The organism is Mycobacterium sp. E1386, from assembly GCF_001672745.1.
Classification (GTDB): Bacteria; Actinomycetota; Actinomycetes; order Mycobacteriales; family Mycobacteriaceae; genus Mycobacterium.
Genome location: NZ_LZKH01000247.1, coordinates 1 through 10,050, shown reverse-complemented (window position 1 = coordinate 10,050; position 10,050 = coordinate 1). Strand labels below are relative to the sequence as shown.

The 10,050-nt window shown below is 66.4% G+C and carries 8 protein-coding genes, 1 tRNA gene and 2 pseudogenes; 3 read left to right on the top strand and 8 right to left on the bottom strand.

The window, feature by feature from the left end; translation table 11 throughout:
- Positions 1-867 precede the first annotated feature (867 nt).
- The 3 genes from A5709_RS28565 to A5709_RS25060 all read right to left on the bottom strand — a co-directional run bounded on the left by A5709_RS28565 (position 868) and on the right by A5709_RS25060 (position 2,313).
- Positions 868-1,428: a hypothetical protein gene (locus A5709_RS28565; protein WP_068123317.1), complete on the bottom strand. Its 561-nt coding sequence runs from the start codon at positions 1,426-1,428 to the stop codon at positions 868-870.
- Positions 1,429-1,493: 65 nt separating this feature from the next.
- Positions 1,494-1,568, bottom strand: a tRNA-Thr gene (locus A5709_RS25065).
- 28 nt (positions 1,569-1,596) lie between these two features.
- Positions 1,597-2,313, bottom strand: coding sequence for a hypothetical protein (locus A5709_RS25060; RefSeq protein ID WP_067947796.1), 717 nt, complete (start codon positions 2,311-2,313; stop codon positions 1,597-1,599).
- 156 nt (positions 2,314-2,469) lie between these two features.
- Here A5709_RS25060 and phoP point away from each other — a divergent pair, with 156 nt between their 5' ends.
- Both phoP and A5709_RS25050 read left to right on the top strand, forming a co-directional pair.
- Entirely contained in the window at positions 2,470-3,189 is a 720-nt protein-coding gene (gene phoP / locus A5709_RS25055; RefSeq protein ID WP_067947794.1) for a two-component system response regulator PhoP, read from the top strand.
- Positions 3,190-3,229: 40 nt separating this feature from the next.
- Positions 3,230-4,688: pseudogene (locus A5709_RS25050) on the top strand (sensor histidine kinase).
- Here the strand turns inward: A5709_RS25050 and A5709_RS25045 are convergent.
- Positions 4,660-5,064: an HIT family protein gene (locus A5709_RS25045; protein WP_067947804.1), complete on the bottom strand. Its 405-nt coding sequence runs from the start codon at positions 5,062-5,064 to the stop codon at positions 4,660-4,662. The pseudogene A5709_RS25050 and the gene A5709_RS25045 sit on opposite strands and share 29 nt — an antisense overlap.
- Positions 5,065-5,216: 152 nt before the next feature.
- Between A5709_RS25045 and A5709_RS25040 the strand changes: the two genes are divergently transcribed.
- Positions 5,217-5,873 carry a dihydrofolate reductase family protein gene (locus A5709_RS25040; protein ID WP_068123311.1) on the top strand — a complete coding sequence of 219 codons (657 nt, stop codon included), beginning with the start codon at positions 5,217-5,219 and terminating at the stop codon, positions 5,871-5,873.
- 14 nt (positions 5,874-5,887) lie between these two features.
- Here A5709_RS25040 and A5709_RS25035 read toward each other — a convergent pair whose 3' ends face one another.
- The 4 genes and pseudogenes from A5709_RS25035 to A5709_RS25020 form a co-directional block, all read right to left on the bottom strand.
- Entirely contained in the window at positions 5,888-6,316 is a 429-nt protein-coding gene (locus tag A5709_RS25035) for a ketosteroid isomerase family protein (protein ID WP_067947788.1), read from the bottom strand.
- 16 nt (positions 6,317-6,332) lie between these two features.
- Positions 6,333-8,387, bottom strand: a complete 2,055-nt coding sequence (locus A5709_RS25030) for an FAD-dependent oxidoreductase (protein WP_068011445.1) — start codon at positions 8,385-8,387, stop codon at positions 6,333-6,335.
- Positions 8,388-8,414: 27 nt separating this feature from the next.
- Positions 8,415-9,542 carry an NDMA-dependent alcohol dehydrogenase gene (locus tag A5709_RS25025; RefSeq protein WP_067947783.1) on the bottom strand — a complete coding sequence of 376 codons (1,128 nt, stop codon included), beginning with the start codon at positions 9,540-9,542 and terminating at the stop codon, positions 8,415-8,417.
- Positions 9,543-9,696: 154 nt separating this feature from the next.
- Positions 9,697-10,050, bottom strand: a pseudogene (locus A5709_RS25020) (hypothetical protein); the annotation flags it as partial.

Genomic DNA, 10,050 nt, shown 5'->3' with positions numbered 1-10,050 from the left:
GTGTGGGGGCGTCTCTCCCCGCGGCGGCGAAAGCGCATGGAACCGACGTTGCCACCTACACCGGGTCGCGGGGCGGCGCTGCTGGTTGGGCCGCCTGGGCGAGAACCACGCAGGTATCGGATGGTGCGTCGTAGACGGTGCCTTCGCCGCATTCAGCGGCCCTACTCACAGCCGGCGATAGAGACGTCATGGCGACCGCCAGCGCGAATAAGGCTGGGCCGATGACCGCCAAGCGGTTAGCTAACCTGAGCATCACATGTCTCCGTGCAGGGAGATCGTAGCGCTGACCCCATTGCTAGGGAAGGGGCCGAAGTACCCCTTCGGCCGTTCCGCCTTACATGAGCGCATCCGTCGTCCCCGGTGATCGAGTCGCCGGGTTCGAAGAAGCTGTTCGACCAGCCGGCGCAACGACTCTGGCGTAATGCCGGCCGTAGTGGGTAGCCGATGACGTAGGACGTGTTGTTCAGGTGGAGGTCGCGCGATGCCGGTTACGGCGGGGCCCGTTCCCGGGATGACTTCGGATTTGCACAGGGTCCGGATGGACCCGGGGCGCTTCCGCAGCGGGCGTTGGTTGCTGCTCGGCGAGGGAGTGCTGGTGACGGCGTTCGGCATTGCCGGGCTGATTTCGGCTGCCCTGCATCCGCACGCGGTGCCCACCGGCACCCCAGTTCTCGGGCTGGCATTGACTCCGGCGCAGAGCGCGATTCTGCTGACGCTTGGGGTGGCTATTACGGCCCGAGGCCTTACGTCTCGGCCAGCATCTGCGCGCCGATCCCGATCATCCATATCTGCGCGGGGATCTGACAGCGCCAGACGCCTTGAGGATTGAACGACCGCACGCGTGTACTGCACGGCGGCCGACGAGCGTCAAGTGTGGACGATGAAGCCCGCTTCGGTGTAGGGAGCTGGTTGCGCGGGGTCGTTGATCGTGATGTACAGGTCACCAGCCGTCGGCATAACGAAGCCGACGAATCCGTGCGCGGTTTGGCCGTCGTGCAGGCCGCCCGATTGCAGCGGGGGCATCTTGTCGAGCCTCTGGTAGTCGACCGCAAGCGTCGCCGGCTGGGGCGCGTCGTCGGGATGGGTCCATGGCTGATTGCCGCCGCCGTATCCGCCAAATATGTAGCCGTGGTCGAACTTGAAGAACGGGTGGGACGTCCCGGTGATAGTCAGTTCCACCACGCCGCATGAGGAGCCAGGCGTCGGAATCGCAAAATGGGTGGTGCATCCCGGCGGTAACCACGTTGCACTGTTGACCGTGATGTCGGCGGTCGCACCGTCGGCCGCCCGAGCATGCACGGGCACGCCCATCTGACCGATCGGGAACGGTGGAGTCTCGGACGTGGGGTCAGCCGAAGCGGTGGGACACGAGCATTCGGCAATGACCACGGCGACCGCGGCTGCCGCTGCAGCGAAAACGCGTGTCATCCATGAGCCATCGGTACAGCGTTCAATGGCGCCGACTGCGGGCATGAAACCAATCATCCACCTTATGGAGCCCCCTGTCAGGATTGAACTGACGACCGCTCGCTTACAAGGCGAGTGCTCTACCACTGAGCTAAGGAGGCGGGATCAAACCGGTCCAAGCCTAAACGGTCACTCGCCACTGTCGATGATGCGTGTTGAGCGCACCGCCCGGGACGAAGGGCGCCGCCGGCCCGGGAGCGGGATCCGGTCGGCGATATTGCTCAGCGGGTTGACCACCATGGTGAGCGCGACGACCGCGTCCTGCAGCGTGGCGATCGCGGGCTCCAGCGCTTCCATCCCGGGTGTCAGCCGCGCCAGAGTGTCGGCGACGTCGGCGAGCTGGTCCAGCGGCCCGTTCTTCGCCGTCAGCTTGTCGACCAGACCGCCCTCGCTCAGCAGGCGGTCGGCCAGCCCATCCTCGGCCAGCAGCCGCTCGATCAATCCGTCCTCGGAGACAAGCTGATCGGCCAGGCCACCGGGTTGCAGCGTGCGGTGCAGACCGCCGCCCTCCGCGGTGAGGCGGTCCAGCAGACCGCCGTCCGCTGTCAGCATGTCGACCACCCCGCCCGGGCGCAGCAGCCGATCGATCGGGCCGTCCGGCGCCACGGCGCGTCCCAGTGGCGCATCGTCGTCGAGCAGCCGCGCGAGCCGGTTGGCGCGAACGATCGCGTCGTCGATTCCCAGCATGGAGGTCATGGCGTTCGTCCCGCCGGTCCCGCCTTCGCCCAACGCCCGCTTCGCCACCCCGACCGCCGCGGTTGCCACGGTCAGGCCGGCGTCCGCGGCGGCAAGCCCGACACGTGCCGGGGCGGTCGCGGCCAAGACGATCCGTGCGGCGAGGTTCATTCCACGAGTTTATTCGCGACGCGACCGCGTCAGCCCGCGCAGGTCCAAGCGGTCGCGATGATTCCTGGCAGACTACTATCAGAGTGTTGGCACTGAGCTTTCAGCAACCACACAATCTTCACATAGGAAACGTTCAACAAGAGGCAGAAGAATCTGATGACCACGGCAACCCCAAGTGAAACGAAACCCGAGGCTCGTGTCCTCGTGGTCGACGACGAGGCCAATATCGTCGAGCTGCTCTCGGTGAGCCTCAAGTTTCAGGGGTTCGAGGTCTACACCGCGACCAACGGCGCCCAAGCCCTGGACCGGGCCCGGGAAGCACGCCCCGACGCGGTGATCCTGGACGTGATGATGCCCGGCATGGACGGGTTCGGCGTGCTGCGGCGCCTGCGCGCCGACGGCATAGACGCCCCGGCGTTGTTCCTGACGGCCCGCGATTCATTGCAGGACAAGATCGCCGGCCTGACCCTGGGCGGCGACGACTACGTGACCAAGCCGTTCAGCCTGGAAGAAGTCGTCGCCCGGCTGCGGGTCATCCTGCGGCGCGCCGGAAAGGGCGGAGCTGAGCCCCGCAGCGCCCGGCTGACCTTCGCCGACATCGAACTCGACGAGGAGACCCATGAGGTGTGGAAGGCCGGCGAACCGGTCTCGCTGTCGCCGACCGAGTTCACGCTGCTGCGTTACTTTGTGATCAACGCCGGCACGGTCTTGAGCAAGCCCAAGATCCTCGACCACGTGTGGCGATATGACTTCGGAGGTGACGTCAATGTCGTCGAGTCCTACGTGTCGTATCTGCGCCGCAAGATCGACACCGGGGAGAAGCGGCTGCTGCACACCCTGCGGGGAGTGGGTTACGTGTTGCGGGAACCGCGCTGAGTCCGCGCTCGGTCATCAGCGTTAGCGAAGAAAAATTCGCATGACTACACCGCATCGACGTGGATTGCCGCTCCGGGTAGGGCTGGTCGCGGCGACTCTGGTGCTGGTGGCGTGCGGGCTGGCAGTCTCGGGCATCGCGGTCACTTCGATCCTGCGGCACAGCCTGGTTACCCGGATCGACCAGACGCTGCTCGACGCGTCGCGCGGTTGGGCGCAGGCCCCGCGGCGGCAGTCGCCACCGCCCTATGAGGGCCCGGACCCTGCCCGCCCGCCGTCGAAGTTCTACGTGCGCGGCATCGGCACTGATGGCACGCCGTTCACCGCCATCAACGACCGCAACTCCGAACCGGCATTGCCGCCCAACAACGATGTCGGCCCCAATCCGACGACGCTGCCGTCGGTCAACGGGTCCGACATCCTGTGGCGCGCGGTTTCGGTGCGCGGCCCACACGGCCTGACGACCGTGGCGATCGACCTTTCCGATGTCCAACACACCGTCAGCTCCCTGGTCTGGCTGCAGATCGGCATTGGGGTGGCGGTGCTGGTCGTGGTCGGCATCGCCGGCTTTGCGGTCGTTCAGCGCAGCCTGCGGCCGCTGTCCGAGGTCGAGCAGACTGCCGCGGCGATCGCCGCCGGCCAGCTGGATCGCCGTGTCCCGGAACGTGATCCACGCACCGAGGTCGGCCGGCTGTCCCTCGCCCTCAACGGGATGCTTGCGCAGATTCAGGAAGCGCTCGCGTCATCGGAGTCGTCGGCCGAGAAGGCCCGCGGTTCCGAGGAGCGGATGCGGCGGTTCATCACCGACGCCAGCCACGAGCTGCGCACCCCGCTGACGACCATCCGGGGCTTCGCGGAGCTGTATCGGCAGGGCGCCGCGCGAGACGTCGCCATGCTGTTGTCGCGGATCGAAAGCGAAGCCAGCCGGATGGGGCTGCTGGTCGACGACCTGCTGCTGTTGGCCCGCCTGGATGTGCAACGACCGCTCGAGCACAACCGGGTCGACCTACTGGCGCTGGCCAGCGACGCCGTGCACGACGCGCAGGCGATGGACCCCAAGCGCACCATTGCCATGGAAGTGCTCGACGGCCCCGGCACTCCGGAGGTGCTCGGAGACGAACCGCGGATCCGACAGGTGCTGAGCAACCTGGTCGCGAATGCCTTGCAGCACACCCCGGAGCGCGCCGACGTCACCGTCCGGGTCGGCACGGAGGGGGACGACGCCGTGCTCGAGGTGGCCGACAAGGGGCCCGGGATGACAGAGCAGGACGCGTCGCGCGTCTTCGAACGCTTCTATCGCACCGACTCGTCGCGGGCACGCGCCAGCGGAGGTACCGGACTGGGGCTATCGATCGTCGACTCGCTGGTACGTGCGCACGGCGGCGCCGTCACGGTGACGACCGCGCCCGGGGAGGGCTGCTGTTTCCGCGTCACGCTGCCGCGCGTCAGCGAAGTGCCTGCGCAGGAGCCGGCTCACGCCAATTGAGCCAGGGCGGCCTTGATTTTGGCCTGCGCCTCGTCCAGCGACTCCGGTGACGGGTTGCGGTCGACGTTGGCGAAACCGAAGTCGCTCAGGCGGCGGGTGGGGAACACGTGCACATGCAGATGGGGCACCTCCAGCCCGGCGATGATCACCCCCGCCCGCTCAGTCCTGAAGGCCTTGCACACTGCCTTGCCGATGAGCTGACTCACGCTCATGATCCGGGCGAACGTCGCGCCATCGACGTCCTGCCACTGATCGATTTCGGCCCGCGGCACCACCAACGTGTGCCCTTGGGTCATGGGCTCGATCGTCAGGAACGCGACGACGTCGTCGTCCTCGTAGACGAAGCGGCCGGGAAGTTCACGGTTGATGATCTTGGTGAAGATCGACGCCATGGCCCCAGCATAGGGCGTCGAAATTGCCGCCACGGTCGTGGTCGCCGTCCACATCACGACCATGACGGCAATCTCGGCGATGAATTCCAGGAGTGGTGATGGTCAATCCTTGCAAGATCAACGCCTCGGATAGAAGTTCAGGAGATTCCGCCATGTCACAGGTGCGTGTGCACAACCTCTCGGTCTCGCTCGACGGCTTCGCCACGGGTAGCGGCCAAAGCCTGGACGCACCGTTTGGGCATGCCGGGCGGCGGTTGCACGAGTGGTTTTTCGCGACAGGCACCTTCCGCGCTATGCACGGTGAGGCGGGCGGCACGACAGGCATCGACGACGCCATCGCCGGCAAGTGGGAGCCAGGAATCGGCGCCGAAATCATGGGGCGCAACAAGTTCGGGCCCCAGCGCGGCCCATGGGTGCGCAAAGGCAGCGACGCAGAATGGAAAGGCTGGTGGGGCGCCGATCCCCCATTCCATACCCCGGTCTTCGTTCTCACCCATCACCCCCGGCCTTCGATCGAGATGGAGGGCGGCACTACCTTCCACTTCATCGACGGCACTGCCGAGGAAGCCCTTCAGCTGGCCCGAAAAACTGTGGGAGATTTAGACATTCGCGTGGGAGGAGGCCCCTCGACCGTCCGCCAATTTCTCGCAGCCGACCTCGTCGACCACCTGCACGTCGTGTTGGTGCCGATCGTGCTGGGGCACGGGGAGCCGTTGTGGGAAGGTCTGGAAGGCCTCGAGCAGCGATTCGAGCTGGAGTCGGTGAGCAGTCCCAGCGGGGTCACGCATCTGAGCTTTACGCGTCGCTAGGCTGAGCGGCCGGCTCAGTCCTCCTGGCCGAACTGCATGACATCGAGGTTCCAGTACCCCCGCATGTTGGTGATGAGTCCGGCGTCGTTGACCGTGTAGGTGAAGACGCCCCGCACCGAGCTGGTGAGGCCGCCCTCGAACTTGCTGTTGAGCACCAATATGTGGGCGATCTCGTGGGGCGAACTCGACGGGAACGTTTCCTCGCAAGTGATGGACAGCTGGTTGGCCGCGATGTTGTTGTCGAAGAATTCGCCGACGGCTGCCTTCCCGCGGACCCCGGTGCCGTCCGGGTTGGTCACGGATTTGCCGATCGGATCCTCGATGACGACGTCGTCGGCCATCAGGGCCAGCCAACCCTCCCGGTCGTGCGCTTGCACGCATCGCCATGAGGCCTGCGAGGCGGCGAGCGCCGGAGTGGCCTGGGATTCTTTGGCCTCGGTCATTTCTGTTCTCCTGTCACTAGATTGCGCACGCGGCGCGCGCGCCTTCCTCGGTGGCCTTGCGGATCAGCCCGAGCCCGGTGCAGTCGCCGGCGGCGTGCACCTGAGCGCCGGGCAGGGCGGCGACCAGCGCGTCGAACATCGAGGTGTCGGCTTCGGCGGTGCCGGCCAGCACGACGCTGTCGGCCTCCAGCTCTCGGGTGGTGCCACGGGCCGGGGTGAACACCACAGCCTCGGTAGTGATCCGTTCGACGGCGGTCCGCACATGCACGGTGACGCCCAGCCGATCGAGGCGATCCATGTGTTCAGTCTTGCGTTTGTTGCCCACCTCCGGGGCGATGTCTTTGCCGGATTCGAGTATCGACACCAGCCGGCCCCGACTCGCCAGGAATTCGGCCAGTTCGAGGGCGACCAGGTCACCGCCGATTATGGCGACCCGTCGTCCGAGCGGCATCCAGGCGCGGCTGGCCATCCGGACCGCGGCAGGATGCATCAGCCGCTGCCGCCACCCGCCCAGCGCGGAAGCACCCAGGCGTTGCCAGGCCGGTGCGCCGGATTCGGTTCGCCCACCCAGCAATTCGCGCAACCCGGGGCCGGTGTGTACGTGCGGCAGATCGGATCCGGGGATCACCGGCACGGCGACCCTGCCGCCGGTGGCCACGATCACCGCATCCGGGTCGGCATCGATGACGCCTTGAGACGAAATCGTTTGACCAAGACAGACGTCCACGCTGCTGAGCTTGATCTCGTTGCGCAGGTAGCGCAGGAAAGGCTCGTTCTCCGGATGCAGAACCGATGCCCAGCGCAGCGCCCCGCCCAGCGCGGTGCTGCGTTCGAAAAGCGTGACGCGGTGTCCCCGCTCGGCGGCCACCCGGGCTGCCTCCAGCCCGGCCGGCCCGCCGCCGATCACCACCACACGCTTGGGGCGCGCAGCGGGAGCCGCCGTCATTTCGCGCTCCTTGCCGGTGCGCGGATTGACGGCGCAGTCGACAGAGAAACGCAGTTCCATTGCGTCGATGCAGTTTTCACAGGATATACACTTGCGAATCCGGTGTACCTGCCCGTCGCGCAGTTTGCGCGGAAGCTCGGGATCGGCCAGCAGGGGACGACCCATCGCGATGAAATCGGCGCGCCCGTCGGCCAGGATCCGTTCGGCCCGGGCCGGATCGTGGATGCGGCCGACGGCGATCACGGGGACGTCGACCACCTGCTTGACCGCCGCCGCGGCCCCGACGTTGAGCCCGTCGCCGTCATCGGCGCCGTTGACCATCCCGGTCACCAACCGATCGATCACCCCGCCGCTGACATGGAACGCGTTGACACCCGCGGCCGCGAACTCCGGTGCCAGCTGCGCGGTCTCGAAGATCGGCCGGCCACCCGCGACCCTTTCGTAGCCCGAGATGCGCAGCGTGATCGGCAGGGTGTCACCGATCTCGGAACGGATCGCGGCCACCGCATCGAGGACCACCCGCGCCCGGCCACGTGCCGAATCACCGCGATAGTCGTCGGTGCGGCGATTGCGTTGCGGCGCAAGGAACGAGCCCAGCAGCATGTAGCCGTGCGCGGCGTGCAGCTCGATGCCGTCGTACCCGGCCTCGACGGCACGCCGCGCAGCGGCCTTGAACAAATCGAACACCCCGCACAGCTGTTGCTTGCTGATCTCGATGGACGGGCGTCCGGTGAGGTAGGAGGGGATCACCGACGGGCCCAATGACGTGACCCCGAAGATCTCCGGCCCCAGACCGTCGGGACCGGCATGCACGATTTGTGGCTGGATCTTGGCGCCGTGCTCGTGCACCACCTCCACGAGAGCCCGATGCGCCTCCACCGATTCGTCGGTGGCCAGGTGCAACCCGCCGGGAGTCTCCGGGTGCTGGTGGTCGATCCCGGTGGCGCCCACCGTGATCAGGCCGACGCCGCCCCTGGCGCGGGCGGCGAAGTAGTCGCGCGTGCGCTCGGACGGCAGCCCATCAGGCGTGCCGTACATGGTCTCCATCGGAGACATCACCAGGCGGTTGCGCACCGTCATGGCGCCGATCCGTCCCGGCGCCAGCAGGTGCCCGAACCCCGTCATTCGGGACCCAGTCGGTTGGAGCGTCTGTTACCTGTCGGCGTCCGTGTAGCGGATGACGCCGCGAATGTTCTTGCCGTCCAGCATGTCCTGGTAGCCCTCGTTGATCTGCTCCAGGCGGTACTGGGTGGTGACCATGTCGTCCAGGTTCAGCTTGCCGGCCTTGTACATCGACAGCAGCTGCGGGATGTCGTACTGCGGGTTGCCGCCGCCGAAGATGGTGCCCTGCAAGTTCTTCTGCATCAAGGTGAGCATCGCCAGGTTGAGGTTGACGTTGGTGTCCAGCAGGCTGCCGATGGCGGTCAGCACGCAGGTGCCGCCCTTTTGGGTGATGTTGAGGTAGTTGTCGACGTCGGCGCCGTGTAGCTCCCCGACAGTGACCACGACCTTGTGGGCCATCAGCCCGTAGGTGACCTCCATGATGCCCATCAGCGCCGCGTTGATGTCGGGATAGACGTGGGTCGCACCGAATTTCAGCGCCTGGTCGCGCTTCCATTCGACCGGGTCGATCGCGAAGATGTAGCGTGCACCAGCGTTGACGGCGCCCTGCAGCGCTGCCATGCCGACCCCGCCGACACCGACGATGGCGACGTCTTGGCCCGGCCGGATGTCGGCGGTGCGGACCGCCGAGCCGTAGCCGGTGGTGACGCCGCAGCCGACCAGGGCGGCAACCTCGAAGGGGACAGACGGGTCGATCTTCACCACGGAGCTGCGGTGCACCACCATGTACGGCGAGAACGTGCCGAGCAGCGTCATCGGGAAGACGTCCTTGCCGCGGGCCTGGATGCGGAACGTGCCGTCGGAGACGGCAGCACCGCCGAGCAGTCCGGCCCCCAGGTCGCACAGGTTGCGCATGCCGGCCTGACACGTCGGGCATTGCCCGCAGGACGGGATGAAGGACAGCACCACGTGATCGCCCGGCGCGATGTCTTCCACGCCCGGCCCGACCTCGGTGACGATGCCGGCACCCTCATGCCCGCCGAGCACCGGGAAGCCGGCCATCGGGATTCCGCCGGTGACGAGGTGATGGTCGGAGTGGCACATGCCGGCCGCTTCCATCTGGATCTTGACCTCATGCGCTTGCGGGTCGCCGATCTCGATTTCCTCGATGGACCAGGGCTGGTTGAACTCCCAGATCAGTGCGCCTTTTGTCTTCACGATGGTCCTGACCCCATTTCGCCTTTGAATCGATCAGAGCTGGCCGGCCCCTTCATGCCGGACAGCTTGGTGACGGGCGCCACAGGCACCCTTGTCGCGTCAGCATAGCGCGTGCAACAAATCAAATGCTTGGTTGGTCCGCCATTGGCTCCGGTCACCAGATCTGCACCGGTGCCTGGCCGAGCGGGTAGTAGCCCGGCAGCTTCTCGCCGGCGATGCTGCGCTCGATCCGCTTCTGCATGCCGGGGCTGAGGTCGCCGGATTCGATGAGCTTGCCGAACATGTACGCGACGTGACCGAAGTCGAAGAAGTCCCGCTGCCACTCGATGAGGTTGTCGGCGTTGAGGCGGAACCAACTGCCGCCGATGCCGTAGATCTCATCCTGGGTGCCGTCGGACTTGTTGACGATCTGCTTCCAGAAGCCGACGATCTCGCCCTCGGGATGGAGATGGAGGGCCTGGAGAACTGGGTGTACGAGTACCAGAAGGTGCTCATCGACGAGAAGCAG

Bases quoted from the DNA above. Each gene is read 5' to 3' on its own strand.
- A5709_RS28565 (WP_068123317.1), bottom strand. From the start codon at position 1,428: ATGACACGCGTTTTCGCTGCAGCGGCAGCCGCGGTCGCCGTGGTCATT.
- A5709_RS25060 (WP_067947796.1), bottom strand. From the start codon at position 2,313: ATGAACCTCGCCGCACGGATCGTCTTGGCCGCGACCGCCCCGGCACGT.
- phoP (WP_067947794.1), top strand. From the start codon at position 2,470: ATGACCACGGCAACCCCAAGTGAAACGAAACCCGAGGCTCGTGTCCTC.
- A5709_RS25045 (WP_067947804.1), bottom strand. From the start codon at position 5,064: ATGGCGTCGATCTTCACCAAGATCATCAACCGTGAACTTCCCGGCCGC.
- A5709_RS25040 (WP_068123311.1), top strand. From the start codon at position 5,217: ATGTCACAGGTGCGTGTGCACAACCTCTCGGTCTCGCTCGACGGCTTC.
- A5709_RS25035 (WP_067947788.1), bottom strand. From the start codon at position 6,316: ATGACCGAGGCCAAAGAATCCCAGGCCACTCCGGCGCTCGCCGCCTCG.
- A5709_RS25030 (WP_068011445.1), bottom strand. From the start codon at position 8,387: ATGACGGGGTTCGGGCACCTGCTGGCGCCGGGACGGATCGGCGCCATG.